We start from the raw sequence: 22,316 nt of genomic DNA, 5'->3' as shown, positions 1-22,316 counted from the left end.
TAGAATGGCCGACTTTCCATTGGCCAGGACCTGCAACATGGCACGTAAAGAGTTTGCCCATCACGAAGCCGTTTCCGCCTTGGTGCGTGAAGAAGAAGGTGGCTACAGCGCTGCCATCGCCGTCAAGGCACTGGATGGCATGGGCGCACCCAAGTTTCACAAGATCCTTGAAGGACAGACGTTCAAGACCGCCGACGACGCCGACGATGCGGCTGCCGCGCAATTGCAGCGGTTGGTCGATGTGGACGAAGAAGGTCAACTGACTTGGTCGCCTGCCGCTAACTAAACACCACCACCGATCCAATGTGGGAGCGGGCTTGCCCGCGATAGCGGAGTGTCAGCCAGCCAATAAGTCGGCTGTCAGGCCCTCATCGCGGGCACGCCCGACTCCCACATGGGTCTGTGGTGTTTGTTCGCAGGTATTTCAATCAGCGAGGGCGATACATCTTGAACAACGCCTCCGGCCCCAGCTGGAAGTAATCCGCCGGCCCACCACCGCGCAAGATCGGCTCGGCAGCGGCGGTGTCGTAGATCCCATCCTTGAGCAGCCATTTGGCAATGTGCACCGCGACCACCTCGCCTAACACCAGCCAGCTTGGCACCAACTCTTTGTCCGCACGCTGTAGCTGAATGATCTGCGTCACCTTGCATTCGAACGACACCGGGCTTTCGCCCACGCGCGGCACACCGACGATTTTCGAGGCGACCGGCGTCAGGCCCGACAACTCGAACTCATTCACCTGCGGCGAGACCGCCGCGCAGCTCTGGTTCATCTGCTCGGCCAACGGGCGAGTGGCCAGGTTCCATACAAACTCGCCGGTCTGTTCGATGTTGTTCAGGCTGTCTTTGCGCCCGACACTGGAAAACCCAATGATTGGCGGAATGTAGTTGAACGCATTGAAGAAGCTGTAAGGCGCCAGGTTCAGCTGGCCTTCGCGGTCATGGGAAGAAATCCAGCCAATCGGCCGTGGGCCGACGATGGCATTGAACGGATCGTGGGGCAGGCCGTGGCCGTTGGCGGGTTCGTAGAAGTGGATATCGTCAGACATGGGCCGGGGTTCCTGCTGCGGGGTTCTGGGAGGTAGCCATAGTGCAAGCCATAACGGCGAATTTCCATTGGCCGTATGGAATTTTCATTGATTGCCCACCTATTTTTCACGGCCCTGCGTTCAGTCTGCGCCCCAGGTCGACACCCCTATAAGTCGGCCCAATGAAAGACTGAGCTTCGGAGCCTTCTGCACCATGAACAAACTTCCTCAGATCACCCTGGCGTTCTGGGTCATGAAAATCTGCGCAACCACCCTGGGCGAAACGGCCGGGGATTTGCTGTCGATGACCTTGAACGTCGGTTACGCCATCAGCTCGATGATCCTGATCAGCGTGTTTTTCGTCACCCTGGTGACGCAACTCTGGTCGAAAACCTACAACCCGGTGCTCTACTGGCTGGTGATCCTGTCCACCAGCACGGCCGGCACCACTATGTCTGACTTCATGGACCGTACGCTCGGCCTGGGATATGCCGCAGGGTCGATGATCCTGATCGTGATCCTGATGATCATCTTTGCGCTGTGGCGTTTGAGCGGCGACTCGCTGAACGTGAACAAGGTCCAGACGTTTCGCGGTGAGCTGTTTTACTGGATGGCGATTCTGTTCTCCAACACCTTGGGCACCGCGCTGGGCGACTTCCTGGCGGACGACTCGGGGCTCGGCTTTGCCGGGGGCGCGTTGCTGATCGGCGCGGCCATTGTGGCAGTGGTAGCACTCAAATACTTCACCCAACTGTCGTCGGTGCTGTTGTTCTGGGTGGCATTTGTACTGACCCGGCCGTTTGGCGCGACCCTGGGCGACTTCCTCACCAAACCCTACGAAAAGGGCGGGCTGGATTTCGGCACCATCGGCTCATCGGCGGTGTTGGCGGCGGTGCTGGTGGTGATGATTGCGGGGGCGTCGTATGCGCAGCGCCGGTATGGTCGTCCGCAGTCCGTAGAGCTGACATGACGCTTTTTTGGAAGCGCTAAAGAACTAAATGTGGGAGCGGGCTTGCTCGCGAATGCGGTCTATCAGTCACTGATGTATTGACTGACACTGCGCTTTCGCGAGCAAGCCCGCTCCCACATTTTTTACCGCGTTAAACCTTTAGTCTGTGGTGATACGAGAGTGCTTGCGGGTGTCCTTCATGGTCACGTAGACCACCAGCGACACGGCAATGCACGCCGTCACATACCAGTAGTAACCGGTTTCCATACCGATGCTCTTGAACCACAGCGCGATGTATTCAGCAGTGCCGCCGAAGATCGACACGGTCAGCGCATACGGCAGGCCCACGCCGAGGGCGCGAATTTCGGTCGGGAACAGTTCAGCTTTCACTACTGCGTTGATCGAGGTGTAGCCGCTGACGATGATCAGCGCCGCCATGATCAGGAAGAACGCGCCCCACCAGCTTTGGATGGTGTGCAGGGTGGTGAGGATCGGCACGGTGAACAGCGTGCCAAGGATGCCGAAGGCGATCAGGATTGGGCGCCGGCCGACTTTATCGGACAGCCCGCCGACCAAGGGTTGCAGGCACATGAACAGAAACAGCGTGGCGGCCGAGATGGTGGTGGAGTCGGAGATGCTCATGCCGACGGTGTTCACCAGGTATTTCTGCATGTAGGTGGTGTAGGTGTAGAACGCCAGGGTGCCGCCCATGGTCAGGCCGACCACGGTCAACACTTCCTTGGGGTGGCGCATCAAGGTGCGCATGGCGCTTTCCTTGGCTTTTTCCTTTTTGGTGAACGACTCGGTTTCTTCCATGCCGCGACGCAGGAACAGCGCGACCACTGCGCACAAGGCGCCGATGGCGAACGGGATGCGCCAGCCCCAGGCGTACAACTGCTCGGTGGTCAGCACTTGCTGCAGCACGATCAACACCGCCAGGGCGATGAGCTGGCCGGAGATCAGGGTCACATATTGGAAGCTGGAGAAGAAACCGCGACGTTCCTTGGTCGCCATCTCACTCAGGTAGGTCGCCGAGGTGCCGTACTCGCCACCCACCGACAGGCCTTGCAGCAAACGCGCGAACACCAGCAGGATCGGCGCGCCGATGCCGATGGTGTCGTAACCCGGGGTCAGCGCGATCAGCAGCGAGCCGAAGCACATCAGCAAGACTGAGGCCATCAGCGCGGCCTTGCGGCCCTTGTAGTCGGCGTAGAGGCCCATCAGCCAGCCACCGATCGGGCGCATGATGAAGCCCACGGCGAAGATCGCGGCGGTGTTCATCAACTGGGCGGTGGAGGAGCCGGCGGGGAAGAAGGCTTTGGCGAAGTACAGCGAGAAGGCGGCGTAGACGTACCAGTCATACCACTCGACCATGTTGCCGACGGAGCCGCTGAAGATCGATTTGATCCGGCTGGACGTTGTGCGTTCTTTGGCCGGCACAGCCGCCGACCCCAAAGGCAAGGTGTTGGAGTTATCCATTGAAGGATCCTTCATCTAATTGTTTTTGTGGAGCGGCGCGAACGCTGCCTGGTTCGGCTATAGCAGAAGCTGTGCCAAGTAGATGAGGGCCCGGTTTAGAAGGGTTTCAGAATGTTTTTGAGCGGAAAGTTGCTGATGGTTTGAGGGGGGTGAGCGGAAATCCGCTTATGGCGACTGCCCCTTTCGCGAGCAAGCCCGCTCCCACATTCGATCCCATTTCAACTGGAGAGATGCGGTCGAATGTGGGAGCGGGCTTGCTCGCGAAGGCGTCCTGCCAGGCAATACAAAAGTCGGCCTACAGGAAGGTATCCCGCACCAACCCATGCCGCTGCATCTTTTCATTAAAGGTGCGACGCGGCAGTTGCAACTCCGCCAGCACCGCCTTGATATCACCCTTGTGCCGAACCAGCGCCGCTTTCAGGCAATGCGCTTCAAATGCCTCCTGCTGCGCCGCCAACGATTGCCCGGCCTCGATACCTTCCGGTTCCGGCTCACCCAGGCCCAGCACTTGGCGTTCGGCGACGTTGGCCAGTTCGCGCACATTCCCTGGCCAATCATGGCTGAGCAACCGTCCCAGTTGCGCACCGCTCAAGGGTTCGGCGCTGCGGCCCAGGCGCTCGGCAGCGCTGTGGGCAAAGTGGTCAAACAGCAGCGGAATATCTTCGCGGCGCTCGCGCAGCGGTGGCAGGCGCAATTGCGCGACGTTCAGGCGGTAGGCCAGGTCTTCGCGAAAACGCCCGGCGCGTGCCTCTTCCAGCAAGTCCGGCTTGGTCGCGGCGATAATGCGTAAATCCACGTGAATACTTTGGTTGGAACCCAGTCGCTCCAGCTTCTGCTCCTGCAACACGCGCAGCAGCTTCACCTGCTGGGCCAGCGGCATGCTTTCGATTTCATCCAGGAACAACGTGCCGCCGTGGGCGTATTCCAACTTGCCGATGCGCTTGCCCTGGGCGCCGGTGAACGCGCCACTTTCGTGGCCGAACAATTCGGCTTCAAACAGCTGCTCGGGGATGGCGGCGCAGTTGAGCGCTACAAACGGCTTTTTCGCGCGCGGGCCGAAATCATGCAGGCAGCGCGCGACCAATTCCTTGCCGCTGCCCGTCTCGCCACGGATCAACACATTGACCGGCAAGCTCGCCAGGTCCAGCACCTGGCGGCGCAAATTCTGCAAGCCGCGGGACACGCCCAGCAGGCTCGACTCCAGCTGCGCTCGATGGTCGGCCTGTTGATGCAGGCGCCGGTTCTCCAGGATCAGCCCGCGTTTGTCCAGGGCGCGCCGCAGGCTATTGAGCAGGGCGTCGGGGCTGAAGGGTTTTTCCAGAAAATCGTAGGCCCCGTCGCGCATGGCTTCCACCGCCATCGGCACATCGCCGTGGCCGGTGAGCAATATCACCGGCAGGTCGGCATCGCGGCGCCGTACTTCGGCCAACAACTCCAGGCCACTGAGGCCGGGCATGCGCACGTCGCTCAAGATCACGCCGGGGAAATCCTTGGGCAGTTGCGCCAAACATTCCTCGGCGCGGCTGAACAACTGCACGGCAAACCCCGACAGGCTCAACCATTGTTCGACGGCCGTGCGAATACTGGCTTCGTCATCGACCACAATCACTGCATTCAACATAGGTCGGGCGTCTCCAGCGCAATGGGCAAGGTCAGGGTGAATATGGCGCCGTCGCCACGGTTGCCGGCGAGCAGGCGCCCGCCCAATTCATGCACGATAGCGTAGGACACCGCCAGCCCAAGGCCGAGGCCGTCGCCCACGGGCTTGGTGGTAAAGAACGGGTCGAACACACTGTTCAAGTGTTCTTCGGCAATCCCGCCGCCGCTGTCGCTGACGGTCAGCCGCCACAGTTGTTGGTCGGCGTGCAGGCGGATTTCCAGGCGTTTGCGCGGCTTGTCGGCCATTGCGTCGAGGGCGTTGCGCAGCAGGTTGATCAGCACCTGTTCCAGGCGGATCGCGTCGCCGCGTACCCAGGCGGGGCGCGTCAGGTCCAGCACCACGCCGATGGCTTCGTCGCGCAGGCGTGCATCGAGCAAGTGCAGGGATTGGTCGACCACCGTGGCCAAATCCAGCTTTTCACGCAGGCCGCTCGGGCTTTTGCGCGCGAAGGTCTTGAGGTGGCCGGTGAGTGCGGCCATGCGTGTGAGCATATCGTCCAGCGGCGTCAGCGCCTGATAGGCATCGTCCACGCGGCCATGGTCCAGCAGCAGGCGCAAGGTCGCCAACTGCATGCGTTGCGCGGTCAGCGGTTGATTGATTTCGTGGGCGAGGGCGGCGGACATCTGGCCCAATGCAGCCAACTTGGCCGATTGCACCAGACCATCCTGAGCCGTGCGCAGCGCCTGGGTGCGTTCCTCGACCAACTGCTCCAGCTCTTCACGGCTGCGTTGGCGCAAGCGGGCCAGGCGCCAGCGCTGGGTCAGGAACAGCACCAGAAACACCAGGGCCAACCACGACCCGGCGGCGGCGAGGCCGGCGTTGCGTTGGTCTTCAAAGGCAAATTGGGGTTTGCGCAGCAGGTGCAGCGTCCAGCCTTCGGCCTTCAGCGGCAGCGATTCCCAGATGTAATTGGCATTGCCGTCGGGACCATTGACGCGCATCAGGTGGCTGTTTTCGCCGAAGCGCTGCAGGGTGCTGGTTTCCAACGGCTGCAGTTGTTTTTTGTCGTACTGGCGGGTGGCCTTGAGCTCGGCGAGGTCACTGGCCGACAGCGGTCGCAGGTTGCGGTAACGCCAACCCGGCTGGTTGGCAATAAACACAATGCCGCGCGCGTCGCTGACCAGCAGCAGGTCATTGCCCTGGGCCCATTCGCGTTCGAGTTCAGGGAATTCCAGCTTCACGACCATGGCGCCGAGGAACTGGTCGTGCTCGTCGACCACTGCGCTGGAGAGGAAGTAACCTGGAATCCCGGTGGTTACGCCGACGGCATAAAAACGCCCGGTGCCCTGGCTCAAGGTCTGGCTGAAATAAGGGCGAAACGCATAGTTGTGTCCCACATAACTGCTCGGCAGGTTCCAGTTGCTGGCGGCCACGGCCAGGCCGGTGCGGTCCATCAGTTCGAGCGTGGAAGACTGCGCGGCGCCGTTGATGCGCTCCAACTTGCGGTTAAGCACGTTCTGAGTCGTGGCATCCACCGGGTTTTTCAACGCGCTGATCATCTCCGAGTCCAGCGCCAACACGGCGGGCAGGGCGCGGTAGCGTTCGATCAGCGTGTGCAGGGAGTTGCCATAGAGCGTGAGCTGTTGATTGGCGCGAGCGGCGTCATCGACCAGGGCTTGGCGTTCGGCATGGCGAGTGGCCAAGGCCGCGGCCAGCACCGCACCAGCGATGATCAGCAGGGAGTAGAAGGTCAGGCGCAACGGGCGTGGGATCGCGATCATACGGTGATGAACAGGCACGGGAAGGGGCGAGCACCATAGCATGAGCCGCCTGGAACTTGTGGCGAGCGGGTTTGGGTGGGAGCTGGCTCGCCTGCGATGGCACCAATCCGGTGTGCCTGACTTACTGAGGTGTCTGCATCGCAGGCAAGCCAGCTCCCACATGAGCGAGTTCGCCATAAAAAAGGCGACTGGGCCGTGGGGCCGCAGTCGCCTTTTCCTTGCAGTGAGGTGCTTACTGCACTTCTACCGCCAGGCTTTCACTGATCTTTTTCTGCCAGATGGCAGGACCGGTGATGTGCACGGATTCGCCCTTGCTGTCGACAGCAACGGTGACCGGCATGTCTTTCACGTCGAACTCGTAGATCGCTTCCATACCCAGCTCGGCGAAGGCGACAACGCGCGACTTCTTGATGGCTTGCGCCACCAGGTAAGCTGCGCCGCCGACGGCCATCAGGTACACAGCCTTGTGGTCCTTGATCGCTTCGATCGCGGTCGGGCCGCGCTCGGATTTGCCGATCATGCCCAGCAGGCCGGTTTGCTCGAGGATCTGACGGGTGAACTTGTCCATCCGCGTCGCGGTAGTCGGGCCGGCTGGGCCAACCACTTCTTCGCGCACCGGATCAACCGGGCCGACGTAGTAGATGAAGCGACCCTTGAGGTCCACCGGCAGGGTTTCACCCTTGTTCAGCATCTCGACCATGCGCTTGTGCGCAGCGTCGCGGCCGGTGAGCATCTTGCCGTTGAGCAACACGGTTTCGCCCGGCTTCCAGCTCTGCACTTCTTCCGGGGTGAGGGTGTCGAGGCTGACGCGACGGGCCGATGGGCCGGCTTCCCAGACGATTTCCGGGTAGGCGTCCAGCGGTGGCGCTTCCAGCGACGCCGGGCCGGAACCGTCGAGCACGAAGTGCGCGTGACGGGTGGCCGCGCAGTTGGGGATCATGCACACCGGCAGCGAGGCTGCGTGGGTCGGGTAGTCCATGATTTTCACGTCGAGCACGGTGGTCAGGCCACCCAGGCCCTGAGCGCCGATGCCCAGTTGGTTGACCTTCTCGAACAGCTCCAGGCGCATCTCTTCGATACGGTTCTGCGGGCCGCGCTTTTTCAGCTCGTGGATGTCGATGGATTCCATCAACACTTCCTTGGCCATGACTGCGGCCTTCTCGGCGGTGCCGCCGATGCCGATGCCGAGCATGCCCGGTGGGCACCAGCCGGCGCCCATGGTCGGAACGGTCTTGAGCACCCAGTCGACGATCGAGTCGGACGGGTTGAGCATGGCCATTTTCGACTTGTTCTCGGAACCGCCGCCCTTTGCCGCCACGTCCACTTCCACGGTGTTACCCGGGACGATGGAGTAGTGGATCACGGCCGGGGTGTTGTCCTTGGTGTTTTTGCGCGCGCCTGCCGGGTCGGCGAGGATCGATGCGCGCAGGACGTTTTCCGGCAGGTTGTAGGCGCGACGCACGCCTTCGTTGATCATGTCGTCCAGGCCCATGGTGGCGCCGTCCCAACGTACGTCCATGCCCACGCGCACAAACACGGTAACGATACCGGTGTCCTGGCAGATCGGGCGATGGCCGGTGGCGCACATGCGCGAGTTGATCAGGATCTGCGCAATGGAGTCACGCGCTGCTGGCGATTCTTCGCGCAGGTACGCTTCGTGCATCGCCTGGATGAAGTCAACGGGGTGGTAGTAGGAAATGAATTGCAGGGCGTCGGCAACGCTCTGAATCAGGTCGTCTTGCTTGATCACGGTCATGAGTCGCGCTCCTCTATAAGACGGGAACATTCAATAAAGGTGGCTTCAGTGTTGCATCGGTCGGCTGAATCCACCTTTCCAAGGCGCGTCGCGAAGAAGAGCAAGTATTGTTGACGCGACGCTAAAAAGGCGCGGCAGTATAACCCGGCGCGGTGGCCGATACACCCGACTATGGTCAAACTCTGTGGGGCATGATTCCCTGTACGCGACCCTTCTGATAGAGACCTTATATGCCTGAACTGCACGTCGGCGAACGCCATTGGTCGGTAGCCACCGGCAGCAACCTGCTGGACGCCCTGAATCTGGCGGGTGTGGCCGTGCCTTACAGTTGCCGGGCGGGCAGTTGCCATGCGTGCCTGGTGCGTTGTCAGGGTGAGGTCGAGGACAAGCAACCCGACGCCCTGACCCCGGCGCAGCGCCAGGACGGTTGGCGTCTGGCCTGCCAGTGCCAGGTCAGCGGGGATCTGCAGGTCGAGACGTTTGACCCGCTGCGTGACGGTTTGGCCGCCAAAGTGGTCGGCGCCGATTGGCTGGCGGCGAACGTGCTGCGCTTGCGGCTGCAACCGGAGCGTGGCCTGCGCTATCGGGCCGGGCAGCATCTGGTGCTGTGGGCGGGGCAGGTGGCGCGCCCCTATTCGTTGGCCAGCTTGCCCCAGGAAGATCCGTTCCTGGAGTTCCACCTCGATTGCCGTCTGCCCGGTGAGTTCAGCGATATTGCCCGCCAGTTGCAGGCAGGAGACAGCCTGCGATTGGGCGAATTGAGAGGCGGCGCGCTGCAATACGACCCCGACTGGCAATCGCGGCCACTCTGGCTGCTGGCCTCGGGCACTGGCCTTGGGCCTTTGTGGGGCGTGCTGCGTGAGGCCCTGCGTCAGGATCATCAAGGCGCCATTCGTGTGATTCACCTGGCCCATGATGCGCACGCGCACTATTTGGCCGAGCCCCTGGCGCAGCTGACTGCGCAGCATCTCAACTTGAGCGTGGAGCTGTGGACGGCGGCGGAGTTGACCCAGGCATTGGCGCAACTGCGGCTTGTTTCGCGGCAAACTCTGGCCTTACTCTGCGGGCACCCTGCCAGCGTCGAGGTGTTTTCCAAGCGCTTGTTCCTGGCGGGACTGCCGCGTAATCAACTGCTGGCCGATGTGTTCCTGCCCCGTGGTTGAGCGCTGAATTCGACAGCCGCGAGATCCGCCATGACCGACGCCATTCTTCAACAACGCGAACGCGGGCTGCTGATTCTGCAGCTCAATCGGCCCGACAAGAAAAACGCCCTGACCCGCACCATGTACACCCAATTGGCCGAAGCGTTGGAGCAGGCCGATGCGGATGCCACTGTCCGCGCCGTGCTGATTCAAGGCAGCAGTGAGTGTTTTACCGCCGGTAATGACATCGGCGACTTTCTCGAACAGCCGCCCAGCGACCTCGACAGCCCACCGTTTCACTTTATGAAAAGCCTGCTCAACTGCCGCAAGCCGGTGATCGCCGCCGTCGCCGGTGCGGCGGTGGGCATTGGCACGACCCTGCTGCTGCATTGCGACCTGGTGTATATCAGCCGTGACGCGCGTTTGCGCATGCCGTTTGTCAACTTGGGGCTGTGCCCCGAGTTTGGCTCCAGCTTGATCCTGCCGCGGCTGCTGGGGCATGCCAAAGCGGCTGAGTTATTGCTGCTGGGCGAAGGGTTTACCGGTGAGCAAGCGGCGGCGTGGGGCATTGCCACCGAGGCGTTGGCCAGTGGTGAGGCGGCATTGGCCAAGGCGCGGGAAGTGGCTGAACGCTTTGAAACGCTGGCGCCGGGGGCGGTGCAGGTGAGCAAGCAACTGATGAAAAGTGTTGATCGCGACCAGTTGCGGCAGGTGATTGAGGAAGAGGGGGCGTTGTTTACCCAGCGGTTGAAGTCGCCGGAGGCGATTGCGGCGTTGTCGGGGTTTATCACCCGGCGCTGATGACGCCATCGCGGGCAAGCCCGGCTCCCACAGTCGACCGCAATCCCCTGTGGGAGCTGGCTTGCCTGCGATGAGGCCCCCAAACTCATACATCCTCGGCCTTGAAATGCAAAAAGCCCCGCCATTCACATGGCGGGGCTTTTGTTTTTCAGCCTGTCACTCAGACCATTGGGTCGCCAACGTGCAGGATCTTCATGCCGTTGGTGCCGCCGATGGTGTGGTAGCTGTCACCCTTGGTCAGGATGACCCAGTCGCCTTTCTCCACCACGCCGCGCTTGATCAGCTCGTCGATGGCAGCTTGGCTGACTTCATGGGGCGGCAACGAAGCCGGGTCGAACGGTACGGTGTACACGCCACGGAACATGGCGGCGCGGGCCTGGGTTTCGCGGTGTGGGGAGAACGCGTAGATCGGCACCGAGGAACGGATACGCGACATGATCAACGGCGTGTAGCCACTTTCGGTCAAGGCGATGATCGCTTTAACGCCCGGGAAGTGGTTCGCGGTGTACATCGCAGCCAGGGCGATGCTCTGGTCGCAGCTTTCGAACTCTTTGCCAATGCGGTGGCTGGAGGTCTTGCTGGTCGGGTGCTTTTCAGCGCCGAGGCAGATACGCGCCATGGCTTGCACCGCTTCCAATGGGTACGGGCCGGCAGCACTTTCAGCCGAGAGCATCACGGCGTCGGTGTAGTCGAGCACGGCGTTAGCCACGTCAGACACTTCAGCACGGGTCGGCATTGGGTTCTGGATCATCGACTCCATCATCTGGGTTGCCACGATCACCGCTTTGTTGTGGCGGCGTGCGTGCAGGATGATTTTCTTCTGGATGCCGATCAGCTCGGCGTCACCGATTTCCACGCCCAGGTCGCCACGGGCAACCATCACAGCGTCGGAAGCCTTGATCAGGCCGTCGAGGGTTTCGTCATCGGCCACGGCTTCGGCGCGTTCGATCTTGGCTACCAGCCAGGCGGTGCCGCCAGCTTCGTCGCGCAGTTTACGCGCGTATTCCATGTCGGCAGCGTCGCGCGGGAAGGACACGGCGAGGTAGTCCACTTCCATTTCGGCGGCGAGAATGATGTCGGCCTTGTCTTTTTCAGTCAGGGCCGGCGCCGTCAGGCCACCACCGCGGCGGTTGATGCCTTTGTGGTCGGACAGCGGGCCGCCGATGATCACGGTGCAGTGCAGCTCGGTCGGGGTCGCAGTGTCGACGCGCATTACCACGCGGCCGTCGTCCAGCAGAAGTTCGTCACCGACGCCGCAGTCTTTCACCAGGTCCGGGTAGTCAATACCCACGACTTCCTGGTTGCCGTCGGTCAGCGGGTGGCTGGTGGAGAAGGTGAACTTGTCACCGATCTTCAGTTCGATCCGCTTGTTGGCGAATTTGGCGATACGGATTTTCGGGCCTTGCAGGTCACCCAGCAGTGCCACGAAACGGCCGTGCTTGGCGGCCAGGTCACGCACCAGCTTGGCGCGAGCCTTGTGCTCGTCCGGGGTGCCGTGGGAGAAGTTCAGACGGGCAACGTCCAAACCAGCCAGAATCAGCTGTTCGAGGACTTCCGGCGAGTTGCTGGCCGGGCCAAGGGTGGCGACGATTTTGGTGCGACGGACGGACATGCACAGACTCCTGAGTTCAAGCGCTGGAGAAGGCTACTATGCTCTTTCGTTGTAGTCATTGTTCGTTTGCACTACTTATCGACGATTGGCTTGTTTTTGCAGCGGTTGAATCGACGAACATCCTTGAAGATTTTCGACGAGGGGTCGATACACTGCTCAAGACAGGAGAACCCCCATGCGAATTTTGCTCGTTGCTGCCCTGGCCGTCAGTGTTGTCGGCTGTACCCGCTGGTCGATGGACCACCATTTGAACAATGCTTACCGCGCCTATGGGGTGGGTGATTGCGAGCGCGTCACCCTGGAATTGTCCCAGGTCGACCGTGAGAGCCGTACCCGTCGTTACGTACAACCGGAGGTCTCGATGTTGCGCGGACAATGCCTGGAACGGCAGAAGTTGTTCGTGGACGCCGTACAAACCTACCAATTCATCATCAGTCAGTACCCGACGAGTGAGTACGCTTTCCGCGCTCGCGCCAGGCTCGACACCCTGCAGCAATTGGGGCATTACCCCGGCGCCAGCGTTGCGCAGCCACGGCCAGCGTCTTTGTAATTATATTTGTCATGCTGTAGCTGGCCCGACGCCAGTCTTGGACTATTCTTTGAGTGTTCGTTTGTACAAGTTTCTACTCAAACGAATGCGAGGCCCGGATTCGGCAGCTGTTTAGTGACCATAACGCTGTACGTTGTCACACCGAGATCCAGGGAGAGCGAGCCATCGGCTCGTTCCGAATCACTGGCACGGCCAAAACATGGCCATTGGATGGCGATCTCACATGGTTACCCACCGACGGATCGAGCGGCACCAGTTACATTGCTTCCTGCAGGTGTTCAATCGTCTTACCGACAAGCCTATCGGTTTTCTGGGCAATGTTTCCGAAAACGGGCTGATGTTGATCAGCCAATTGCCCATGATGGTCGATGTGGACTTCGAGTTGCGCCTGAAAGTCCCTGGGCCGGACGGCGAACTCCAGGCCATTGACCTTACCGCGACCTGCCTGTGGAGCCATGAGGACATCAATCCTCAGTATTATGACTCCGGGTTCAGTGTGATTGATGCGTGCGAAGAGTACGGGCAACTGATCACCGCCTTGTTGAATTACTTCAGTTTTGATCCCTTGCAGGCATCCGCCTAGGCACTGTGTGTTGTCGGCCGGGTTCGGTTTGTTGCCCGAACCTGGTCGTACACTCGCGCTCAAAATACGCCGGCTTTTTTCCAACCCAGATAACGCGTCACCAGGGCGGCACCCAGCGCCGAAGGTGAGGTGTCCACTACGGACAACCCATGCGCGCTCAGCCGGTCGTGGAGTTCGTTACGCGTGTTGAGGTAGTCCACCGTGCCGCTATAAGCCAGTGCCTCGGGCAAGGTCTGCACGGGGGCCTGGCGCAGTTGATCAAGCACCTCCTCGCGCAGGCTGGCCACCAATACACGATGCTGTCGGCTGATGCGCTTCACCGCTGTCAGCAGTGCTTCATCGTCCTCATCGCGCAGGTTCGTGACCACGATCACCAGCGCCCGGCGTTTCTGCCGAGCCAGCAGTTGGCTGGCGGCGGCCTGGTAGTCCGCGCTGCGCCGGGTGGTATCCAGGTCGTACACCGCATTCAGCAGCAGGTTCAACTGGCCGCTGCCCTTGACCGGCGCCAGGTAGCGTGGCTGGTCACCGGCAAAGGTGCACAGACCCACGGCATCGCCCTGGCGCAGTGCGACATAGCTGAGCAGCAGGCATGCGTTAAGCGCGTGGTCGAAGTGCGATAACTCGTCATCCTGGCTGCGCATGCGTCGGCCGCAATCAAGCATGAACACAATTTGCTGGTCGCGCTCATCCTGGTATTCCCGGGCGATGGGCGTGCGTTGGCGGGCGGTGGCCTTCCAATCTATCTGGCGCAGGCTGTCGCCTTCGCGAAATTCACGCAGTTGATGGAATTCCAGCCCTAACCCCCGGCGCTGACGTTGTTGCACACCAAGTTGGCTCAGCCAGTTATCCACACCCAGCAGCTGCGCGCCGTACAGCCGGGCGAAGTCCGGGTAGACGCGGGTTGTATCGTTAACTTCAATAAAACGTCGTGCTGACCAGAGCCCGAAGGGGCTGGGCAGGTGAATTTCACAACGGCTGAAACGGAAGTGCCCACGCCGCAGAGGGCGTAGCCGATAACCCAGCTCACTGCGTTCACCGGGGCGCAGTTCGATGGACTGAGGCAGGTTTTCCATGCTCAGGCCGTCCGGGACGTGATCGAACACCTGCACCGTCAGTGGCTGCGGGTAGTTGTGGGTGAGCGTCAGGCGAACGTCACCCCAGCGCCCGAGCGCCATGCTGCCGGGCATTTGCCGTTGCACTTGCACAGAAGGGCGCCGACGCAAGCGTGCAGCATCCAGCAGGGTCAGCAGCAACAGCGCCAGCAGCAGGCCCCAGGCGACCGAATGCAAGGTGTCGGGCACCTTGAACTGCAATGCTGCGGCAACGCCGAGCAAGGTGTTCAGGCCCAGTAGCGCACCCAGCCAGGCCAGCAGCAGTCGGGTCGGCTTCATGGGCACGTCACTGCCGCGGCGCCGCAATCTGGTCCAGCAACTGCTGGAGCACCTGGTCGACCTCAAGGCCGTCGATGTCCAACTCCGGTGCAATGCGCACCCGGTGACGCAATACCGCCAGCGCACAGCCCTTGATGTCGTCCGGGGTGACAAATTCACCCCCGCGCAACAAGGCTCTGGCGCGAGCACCGCGAACCAGTGCGATGGACGCCCGAGGGCCGGCGCCGATAGCCAGCCCAGGCCAGGTGCGTGTGGCCCGCGCCAGGCGCACGGCGTAGTCGAGTACCTGTTCATCCAACGGCAGTTCACTGGCAATCTGCTGCAGTCGCAGTACGTCCTCGGCTTGCAGCACGGTGCGCAGCGGTTGCACATCGAGCATGTCCGCCCTGGATGAGCGGGTCACCTCGCGCACCATCTCCAGCTCCTGCTGTGCATCGGGGTAGTCCATGCGTACTTTGAGCATGAACCGGTCCAGCTCGGCCTCGGGCAGAGGGTAAGTGCCTTCCTGCTCGATGGGGTTTTGCGTCGCCAGCACCATGAACGGCTGGCCGATAGGCAGCGCCTCGCCCTCGAGGGTGACCTGGCGTTCCTGCATGGCTTCGAGCAGGGCGGCCTGAGTCTTGGCCGGGGCGCGGTTGATTTCGTCGGCCAGCAACAAATGCGTGAACAGCGGCCCCTTGCGCAGTTTGAACTGTTCGGTATGCAGGTCGTAGACGGCATGGCCGGTGACATCGCTGGGCATCAGGTCCGGCGTGAACTGGATACGCGCGAAATCGCCCCCGAAACACCGGGCCAAGGCGCGTACCAGCAGCGTCTTGCCCAGGCCCGGTACGCCTTCGAGCAGCACGTGGCCGCCGGCGATCAGTGCGGTGAGTACGTCGTCAATCACCTGGTCCTGGCCGATCACTGCCTTACGCAGTTCAACGCGCAGGGCTTGCGCCTGCCCACTGGCGTGTTGAAGGGTTTCGCTGGTCGGAGCCGTGGCTGCTGGAAAATCGCTCATAGGGCATTCCTGAGAGTTTGCAGGCACGCCACCTGACGGCAGAAATCGGCGCTGCTGAGCCGTTTTGCCGGGAGTGGGCCGAGGGCCTGACTGATGACGTGGGAGGGTTGGCGCGTCAGGCGTTCGAGCACCTGCCACTGTTCAGCGGTTTCGAGGTGTTCAAAGCCAGGGTGACGCCGTCTTGCAGCGCGTTGGACGTCACGCTGCAAGGCTTGCAGGAGTGGGCCCTGGCCACTGCGGCGCAGCAGGAAGTCGGCGCTGGCCTTCAAGTGTTCCTGCAACTGCCGGCGAGCCTTGGGCGCCGGCGCCTGGATAGGGCCTTGGCGCATACCGGCCTGCCACAGCGCCAGGGTAATCAGCGCAACAAATGCCACCAGGGCCTGGGGGAAATAGCGCAGCAACAGGGTCAGTAAATTGTCTACGTCACTGTTGAACAGCAAGGTCACGTCAGTGCCTTGGTTGAGATACCACAGCAGCCAGGCGTTGTCGTGTTTGCCGATGGCCGGGGTTTTCCACAGGTCGCTGTCGGTCACAACCGTCACGGTGCCGTTGCCGAAGTCGAGTTGCATCAGGTGGCTGGCCTTGGCGCTATTCGCGGAAAACTGTGCAACGTGTTTGGGGTCGGTAAGGTTGAAGGCGGTATCGAAGCTGAAATAGGCCGGGGCCGTTTCATTGTCGACGTAGAGCTTGGTCAGATCCGGAGCCGCTTTCTTTTTGCGCGGGGAGGCCGGCTCGTCAGGGACGTCACTCATCAGTTGGTGGATGTTCAAACGGTCAAGCAGCAGGTCGCCGCTCTTGCCTGTTTCTTCATCCCATAACGCTTCGGCAACCACCAGCAAGTGCCCTCCCGACTTGGTCCAGCCCAACAGTTGATCCACTTGGCGCGGGGTCATGTTGCTGCGTTCGCCCAGGATCAGCAGGCTATTGCCTGTGGCCGGGAGTTGGGTGAGTCGTTCAAGGTTATTGGCATGCTCAACGGCCAAACCTTGCTCGCGTAGAAAATGCTCGGCGGCCAGATAGGGGTTCTGCCGGGCCTGGGGCGAAGGGCCGCGATCCACCACTTCGTCAAAAGGGATTGCCTTGTGCCAGGCATAAAGGGCTCCGGCTCCCAGCAGGCAGGCCAGCAGTACACCGATCCAGACTAATGGGCGGTTCATTGGGCGGCCCCCGAACTGAACAACGCGCGCCAATCGGTGCAGAGTTTCTGCTGGACTGAGGCTGGAGGCAGGTGGTGACCGTAGGCGAGGTTCTGCCAGTGACGGGTCAATTCTGCACTGAACGCCAGCAGCTGCGGTTGATGCAGCTGGTGAATGCGCTCCAGCACCTGGCCTTCGGTATCGGCGCTTTTCAGTGGCAGGCTGTAGTCATGCAGCAATCGACTGAGCAGGCCTCGATATAGAAGGCCAAGTGCTTCCCGTGGCTGAGTGAGCCACAGTTGCTCGGCGGTACTGGCGATGTCTTCCGGCAACGTCTCGACACCCAGTTCAAGGCCGAACAACTGCGCCGGGGCTGGCTTGGTGTGTTTAGGGCTGGGCTGCGGGCGCCAGCCGACAAAGGCGCGCAGCCAGTCACGGTAGCGCCAGACCAGCAGGGCCAAGAGACCGATCACCAGGCTCCAAAGGATAACTTCCAAGCCCTGGCCGACATGTTTGAAGGTGTTGCTGTTGAGGCTGTCCAGCAGCGACTCAAGCCAGGCTGGTAATTTGCCGTCACCGTGCGCTTTGTTTTTAGTCGCAGGCTTGTCATCCCCAAAACGATAACGCGTGACGGTTTCCGGGTTTTTGAACGGGGGCTGCTCCAGCACAGTCTTGATCGATTGGGCGGCGGCCTGAGTACTGAGTGGCGTGCGTGCGTTTGAGTCGCCAGCCATGGCCGGCGGGCTCGACGGTAGCAGCAACAGCCCGACAACCAGCAGTAGCAGCGGCGCGACACTGCTCAGGCGTTGGCGCAGTCGACGGAATACCAGCTCCAGGTCCCAGGCTTCCAGCACGGTGCGACGATTGAGGTACAGGCTGAAACCGCAGGCAACATAGATCGGCTCCCAGAACACCAGTATCAGGGCGTAGAAGGCATTGGTCAGGTGTTCCAGCCACAGCCAGTTCGATCCCGTGCCAAGCGCCAGGCGTTGCCAGTCCCAATCCAGCTCAACCTGATCCGGTATAAACAGATAAAACATCGCCATGCAGCCAAACCACAGGCCGATTTCCAGGTGTACGCCGATGATGGTCAGCCAGCGCGCGGCACCGGCGTTGCGTTGCAGCAGTACCCCCAGACGTTGCTGGCGTGCCTGGCCACCGAGGCCTTCGAGTTGGCTGACCGGCAACACGAAACTGCGACTCAGGCTGAGTCGTCGCCAGGTCAGGCTGACCAGCAACTGGTTTTTCAGCAGTCGTGGCCAATGGCGTACGGCGTCTTTGAGACGCGGCGTTTCTCCAAACAGGGCCTTGGACAGGATGTACAGCGGCAAGCGATCGAAAGCCGGCTTGAGCCACCAGAACACGAACATTGCCATGGACGGGTGTTCCCAAAGCAAGACGGTGAGCAAGGCAAACACCGGCAGGCTCACCAGCGCCCAGCTGCTCATCAACAGCAGGCGATGTTCCCGGGCCATTAATACGCCAAGGTCCATGGCTTCCCAGGCGGTACGTGGGCGAATCACCACGCTGGCGTCACTCAGGCGCATGGCGGGTCCGTCCAGCAAGGGTCAGGTAAGTGACGACCATGAGCCAAAGCGCAGCGCCGACGAGGTATTTGACCCAGGGGGCGATCGATGTGGTGGAAGACCAGTAGGCTTCAATAAAGGCCGCGATCAGCAGGAACACCATGACGCCACAGAGCATCTGCACGCTTTTGCGTGCCGCCAGGCGCAGGGATTCGCTGCGAGCCAGCGGCCCCGGAGCGATCAGCGCCCAACCCAGTTGCAAGCCCGCCGCGCCGGCCAATGCGATGGCGCTCAGCTCGAATGCACCGTGGCCGATGACAAATGACCAGAAGGTCTGGCCATAGCCAATTTCGGTCAGGTGGCCGGAGACAGCCCCAATGATCAATCCGTTGAAAATCAGAAAGAACACGCTGCCCAGGCCAAACAGCAGGCCGGCGGCGAAGGTCTGGAAGGCAATGCCGATGTTGTGCATCACGTAGTAGCCAAACATCATCCAGTCTTCGCTGGAGGCACGCTCGGCACCGCGGCCCAGGCGGCTGGCGTCCGGGTCGTACATGCTTTGCATTTCGGCGACCTGCTGGGGGCTGACGATGCTGTAGATCAGGTCGGGAAACACGTAGACCAGCAGGGCTATGCCCGCCAGGCTGCCAAAGAACAGCAGGCTGGCGATCAGGACGAAGCGCCACTGTTCACGCACCAGCCGCGGGAAGCCGGCCAGAATGAAGGCCAATACATTCGCGCCCAGCTGGCTGCGGTGACGGTACAACTGTTGATGGCCACGCAGGGCAAGTTGCTGCAGCGGATCTACCAGGTAACTGCTGTAGCCGCGCTCTTGGGCGAGGGCCAGGTGCTGGCATAAACGTCGATAGTGACGGGGAAAATCAGCCACGTCACTCGGCTTGGCTTTACCCTGCTCCAACTGCTTGAGTTGCTCGGTGAAGGCTTCCCATTGGGCCTGGTGACGGCTTTCGAACTGGCTCTGTTTCATGTCGGCCCCAACAAGCCACGGGCCACACCATTGAGCTGTTCCACGGCCCGCGCCGGCGACACTTGCAGGGGCGTGGCGAGGATTGAGGCCAGTTCATGCACCCGTTCGCTCGACAGCTCAGCCTGGCGCTCGGCGAAGCCGAGGATGGCGCGTTGCTCGCTCAGGTCCAGGGCAAAGGGCAGTCGCAGGGCGCCAGCTTGAGGAATCTGAGGGCGCAGCAGTGGCTGTTCACGGTAGACCACCAGCGTGCCGGCGGCCAAGTCGCCGAGGCGCTTGAAATGAGGATGTTGCAGGCAACTGATGGCGCCGAGGAAGTAACCGAAGGGCAGCATATCGACGAAGCGCAGCAGGTTGCGGATCAGTGATGCGGACCAGCCGACAGGTGTGCCGTCGTCCTGTACCACCCGCAGGCCCATGACTTGTTTGCCAGGGGAGCAGCCCTGATTGAGCACCTCGAACAGGACCATGTACCACCAACTGACCAGGAACAACAGCAATGAGCCCAGGCCGATGCCGATATTGCCCAGCAGGGCCAACGGCACGAGCAGGATACCCATGATCAGCCCACGCACGCCCAGGTCGAAAGCAAAGGCCAGGACGCGTGGCAGAAGACCTGCCGGGCGCAAGGGCAGATCAATACCCTCTGGGGTCTCGATCTGATAGCGGGTATCCAACGGGGGTGATGGCATTGCGATCCTTGGCAGTGCGAGGCGGTTCAGAGACACGGATGCTAGCAGTGTCGACGCTGGAAGCAACCTTTCCAGTTTTTACTGGATGTTTGTACAGGTCATGTATCGCTGGCCCCGGACGCCTCGCAGCGCCTAGACTTTGACGGTCTTCAGTACAGGAACAGCCCGTGACCTCCATTTTCTGGTACGACTATGAAACCACCGGCATTAACCCGCGCAGCGATCGCCCGCTGCAGGTCGCCGGTATTCGTACCGATCTCGAACTCAACGAGGTCGGCCCGCCGATCAATCTTTATTGTCAGCCCAGCGACGACATCCTGCCTCACCCGGCCGCTTGCGCGATCACCGGTATCACCCCAAGTGTTCTGGCGGAAAAGGGGTTGGCCGAAGCCGACTTCATGACCCGCGTGCACGCCGAGCTGGCCGCGCCAGGCACCTGTGGCGCCGGCTACAACACCCTGCGTTTTGACGATGAAATGACGCGCTACAGCCTGTACCGCAACTTTTTTGACCCCTACGCCCGTGAATGGCAGGGCGGCAACAGTCGCTGGGATTTGATCGATGTCGTGCGCACAGCCTATGCGCTGCGCCCCGAAGGTATCGTCTGGCCGGAGCAGGACGGGCGCGTCACCCTTAAACTTGAGCGCTTGACCGAGGCCAATGGAATTGATCATGGCCAGGCTCACAATGCCTTGTCGGACGTGCGAGCCACGATTGCACTGGCCCGTTTGGTCCGGGAGAAACAGCCGAAGCTATACGACTGGCTGTTTCAGTTGCGCAGTAAGCAGCGGGTGATGGATCAAATACGCCTGCTGCAACCCATGGTGCATATTTCCGGGCGTTTTTCCGCCGAGCGTCATTACCTGGGCGTGGTGCTGCCTCTGGCTTGGCACCCGCGCAACCGGAATGTGCTGATTGTCTGTGACCTGGGGCTCGACCCGCAGGGGTTGCTGGATCTGGACGCCGCTACCTTGCGCGCACGTCTCTACACGCGGCGCGACGATCTGGCGGAGGGGGAACTGCCGGTTCCGCTCAAGTTGGTGCATATCAACCGCTGCCCGGTGGTTGCCCCTTTGAATGTGCTGCGGGCACAGGATGCCGAGCGCCTGCAGTTGGATATGGCGGCGTGCCAGGCACGGGCGCTGCGACTAACTGACGCACAGGAAGTTTGGCGCGATAAGTTGGCGGCCATTTACGCTGAGGAAGATTTTGCGCCGAATGCAGATCCTGAGCAGCAGCTCTATGACGGTTTTATAGGTGACCGCGACCGTCGTTTATGCGAACAAGTCCGGTCGGCTGAACCGGCACATCTAGCGCATCAGCAGTGGCCTTTTGATGATCATCGATTGCCTGAACTGTTATTTCGCTACCGCGCACGCAACTTTCCTGACACCTTGAACAGCGAGGAGCAACAGCGCTGGAAACTTTTTTGCCAGCAACGTTTGTCGAATCCGGAGTGGGGCGCACCCAATACCCTTTTGGCATTTAAACAGGCGCGTGAGGAGTTGGCCCTTAGTGCTACATCGTTTCAGTGCCAGGTGCTTGATCAATGGCAGGAGTATGCCGATTCATTAGCGGCTCGCCTGGCGCTGTAGTCAGGCAATTGCAGAATTATCGGAAATAAAAAAACGCCAGCAAGCTGGCGTTTTTAATGTGCTGCATATCAGGCAAGTGCCCGACCAGGCTTAGCCCAGCAGGGTAGCCCAGCCTTCAACGACGTCGCCGCCCCACTTGGCTTTCCACTCTTTCAGGGTTTTGTGGTTGCCACCTTTGGTTTCAATCACTTCGCCATTGTGCGGGTTCTTGTATTGCTTGACCTTGCGAGCACGCTTGGTGCCGGTAGTTTTTACAGCGCCACGCGGTGCTTTAACTTTCGACTCTGGATCCAGCAGCGCGATGATGTCACGCAGGGATTTGGAGTATTCACCCATCAGGGTGCGCAGTTTACCTTCGAATTCCAGCTCGGTTTGCAGCTTGTCGTCTTGGGACAGGTTCTTCAAACGGGCTTGCAGCTCTTTGATAGCTTCTTCGGTGGCACGGTATTCGTTGATCAGAGACATGTGGACTACCTTATGTAGAGCGCTGATTGACAGGGGAAGTGGGCTAATAATAGTCAGGCAATTACCTCAAGTAAACATTTAAGGACGTATTTATGTGAATTACGTTGAATGTTTGTAGCAAGGCTACGCAATCGAGTTAATTAGTAGGTGCAAGGCGTAAAGATAATCTCGGTTATTTTCGGATAACTGCCCGTGCTCGACGTTGTACAGACATATAGCGGCAGTAAAACCTTACGCTATTA

General features: G+C 60.8%; 20 protein-coding genes. 7 read left to right on the top strand and 13 right to left on the bottom strand.

The genetic code is table 11. The features are described 5' to 3' along the window. Nucleotides 1-4: 4 nt before the first annotated feature. Nucleotides 5-286 carry a hypothetical protein gene (locus PspR76_RS24730; RefSeq protein WP_159959537.1) on the top strand — a complete coding sequence of 94 codons (282 nt, stop codon included), beginning with the start codon at nt 5-7 and terminating at the stop codon, nt 284-286. Nucleotides 287-428: 142 nt separating this feature from the next. Here PspR76_RS24730 and PspR76_RS24725 read toward each other — a convergent pair whose 3' ends face one another. Further along, entirely contained in the window at nt 429-1,049 is a 621-nt protein-coding gene (locus PspR76_RS24725) for a flavin reductase family protein (protein WP_159959535.1), read from the bottom strand. A gap of 193 nt (nt 1,050-1,242) precedes the next feature. Between PspR76_RS24725 and PspR76_RS24720 the strand changes: the two genes are divergently transcribed. Further along, nucleotides 1,243-1,998, top strand: a complete 756-nt coding sequence (locus PspR76_RS24720) for a COG4705 family protein (protein WP_159959533.1) — start codon at nt 1,243-1,245, stop codon at nt 1,996-1,998. A gap of 138 nt (nt 1,999-2,136) precedes the next feature. On the opposite strand, the gene PspR76_RS24715 is transcribed toward PspR76_RS24720, so the two are convergent. The 4 genes from PspR76_RS24715 to PspR76_RS24700 all read right to left on the bottom strand — a co-directional run bounded on the left by PspR76_RS24715 (nt 2,137) and on the right by PspR76_RS24700 (nt 8,593). After that, a complete protein-coding gene (locus PspR76_RS24715; protein ID WP_159959531.1) occupies nt 2,137-3,456 on the bottom strand; it encodes an MFS transporter in 1,320 nt (439 codons plus the stop codon). 295 nt (nt 3,457-3,751) lie between these two features. Then, complete coding sequence (locus PspR76_RS24710; RefSeq protein WP_159959529.1) at nt 3,752-5,077, bottom strand: sigma-54-dependent transcriptional regulator; 1,326 nt, start codon at nt 5,075-5,077, stop codon at nt 3,752-3,754. After that, complete coding sequence (locus PspR76_RS24705) at nt 5,071-6,837, bottom strand: ATP-binding protein (RefSeq protein WP_159959527.1); 1,767 nt, start codon at nt 6,835-6,837, stop codon at nt 5,071-5,073. Before PspR76_RS24705 ends, PspR76_RS24710 begins: the two co-directional genes overlap by 7 nt. A gap of 232 nt (nt 6,838-7,069) precedes the next feature. Beyond that, on the bottom strand, nt 7,070-8,593 hold the full coding sequence (locus PspR76_RS24700; RefSeq protein ID WP_159959525.1) for a fumarate hydratase: 1,524 nt from the start codon (nt 8,591-8,593) through the stop codon (nt 7,070-7,072). Nucleotides 8,594-8,823: 230 nt separating this feature from the next. Here PspR76_RS24700 and PspR76_RS24695 point away from each other — a divergent pair, with 230 nt between their 5' ends. Beyond that, nucleotides 8,824-9,756, top strand: a complete 933-nt coding sequence (locus PspR76_RS24695; protein WP_159959523.1) for an iron-sulfur-binding ferredoxin reductase — start codon at nt 8,824-8,826, stop codon at nt 9,754-9,756. 30 nt (nt 9,757-9,786) lie between these two features. Beyond that, complete coding sequence (locus PspR76_RS24690; RefSeq protein ID WP_159959521.1) at nt 9,787-10,536, top strand: enoyl-CoA hydratase-related protein; 750 nt, start codon at nt 9,787-9,789, stop codon at nt 10,534-10,536. A 160-nt stretch (nt 10,537-10,696) separates the two neighbouring features. On the opposite strand, the gene pyk is transcribed toward PspR76_RS24690, so the two are convergent. After that, complete coding sequence (gene pyk, locus PspR76_RS24685) at nt 10,697-12,148, bottom strand: pyruvate kinase (RefSeq protein WP_159959519.1); 1,452 nt, start codon at nt 12,146-12,148, stop codon at nt 10,697-10,699. Nucleotides 12,149-12,323: 175 nt separating this feature from the next. On the opposite strand from pyk, the gene PspR76_RS24680 reads away from it, so the two are divergent. Together PspR76_RS24680 and PspR76_RS24675 are read left to right on the top strand one after the other, a co-directional pair. Then, a complete protein-coding gene (locus tag PspR76_RS24680) occupies nt 12,324-12,698 on the top strand; it encodes a tetratricopeptide repeat protein (protein WP_159959517.1) in 375 nt (124 codons plus the stop codon). A 223-nt stretch (nt 12,699-12,921) separates the two neighbouring features. Further along, entirely contained in the window at nt 12,922-13,281 is a 360-nt protein-coding gene (locus PspR76_RS24675) for a PilZ domain-containing protein (RefSeq protein WP_159959515.1), read from the top strand. 59 nt (nt 13,282-13,340) lie between these two features. Here PspR76_RS24675 and PspR76_RS24670 read toward each other — a convergent pair whose 3' ends face one another. From PspR76_RS24670 to PspR76_RS24645, 6 genes are read right to left on the bottom strand one after another with little or no spacing between them, the layout of a single operon-like run. Beyond that, on the bottom strand, nt 13,341-14,672 hold the full coding sequence (locus PspR76_RS24670; RefSeq protein WP_159959513.1) for a DUF58 domain-containing protein: 1,332 nt from the start codon (nt 14,670-14,672) through the stop codon (nt 13,341-13,343). 7 nt (nt 14,673-14,679) lie between these two features. Beyond that, nucleotides 14,680-15,675 (bottom strand): AAA family ATPase, encoded by a 996-nt coding sequence (locus PspR76_RS24665; RefSeq protein ID WP_159959511.1) that lies wholly within the window; start codon nt 15,673-15,675, stop codon nt 14,680-14,682. Beyond that, the gene (locus PspR76_RS24660; RefSeq protein ID WP_159959509.1) at nt 15,672-16,832 is read right to left on the bottom strand and encodes a DUF4350 domain-containing protein; all 1,161 of its coding nucleotides are present in this window, start codon (nt 16,830-16,832) and stop codon (nt 15,672-15,674) included. The genes PspR76_RS24665 and PspR76_RS24660 overlap by 4 nt, the downstream gene beginning before the upstream one ends. Next, nucleotides 16,829-18,358, bottom strand: a complete 1,530-nt coding sequence (locus PspR76_RS24655) for a DUF4129 domain-containing protein (RefSeq protein ID WP_159959507.1) — start codon at nt 18,356-18,358, stop codon at nt 16,829-16,831. The genes PspR76_RS24660 and PspR76_RS24655 overlap by 4 nt, the downstream gene beginning before the upstream one ends. Then, entirely contained in the window at nt 18,345-19,325 is a 981-nt protein-coding gene (locus PspR76_RS24650) for a stage II sporulation protein M (RefSeq protein ID WP_159959505.1), read from the bottom strand. Before PspR76_RS24650 ends, PspR76_RS24655 begins: the two co-directional genes overlap by 14 nt. Next, the gene (locus PspR76_RS24645; protein ID WP_159959503.1) at nt 19,322-20,014 is read right to left on the bottom strand and encodes an RDD family protein; all 693 of its coding nucleotides are present in this window, start codon (nt 20,012-20,014) and stop codon (nt 19,322-19,324) included. The genes PspR76_RS24650 and PspR76_RS24645 overlap by 4 nt, the downstream gene beginning before the upstream one ends. Before the next feature lie 167 nt (nt 20,015-20,181). Between PspR76_RS24645 and sbcB the strand changes: the two genes are divergently transcribed. Then, nucleotides 20,182-21,609 (top strand): exodeoxyribonuclease I, encoded by a 1,428-nt coding sequence (gene sbcB, locus PspR76_RS24640; RefSeq protein ID WP_159959501.1) that lies wholly within the window; start codon nt 20,182-20,184, stop codon nt 21,607-21,609. Between the two features lie 90 nt (nt 21,610-21,699). Here the strand turns inward: sbcB and mvaT are convergent, their stop codons facing one another. Next, nucleotides 21,700-22,074: a histone-like nucleoid-structuring protein MvaT gene (gene mvaT, locus PspR76_RS24635; protein ID WP_005790963.1), complete on the bottom strand. Its 375-nt coding sequence runs from the start codon at nt 22,072-22,074 to the stop codon at nt 21,700-21,702. Nucleotides 22,075-22,316: the final 242 nt, after the last annotated feature.

Origin of the sequence: Pseudomonas sp. R76 (genome assembly GCF_009834565.1) — a bacterium.
Taxonomy (GTDB): Bacteria; Pseudomonadota; Gammaproteobacteria; order Pseudomonadales; family Pseudomonadaceae; genus Aquipseudomonas.
The sequence above is the reverse complement of the archived record's forward strand: the minus strand, read 5'-3'. Positions and strand labels throughout refer to the sequence as shown.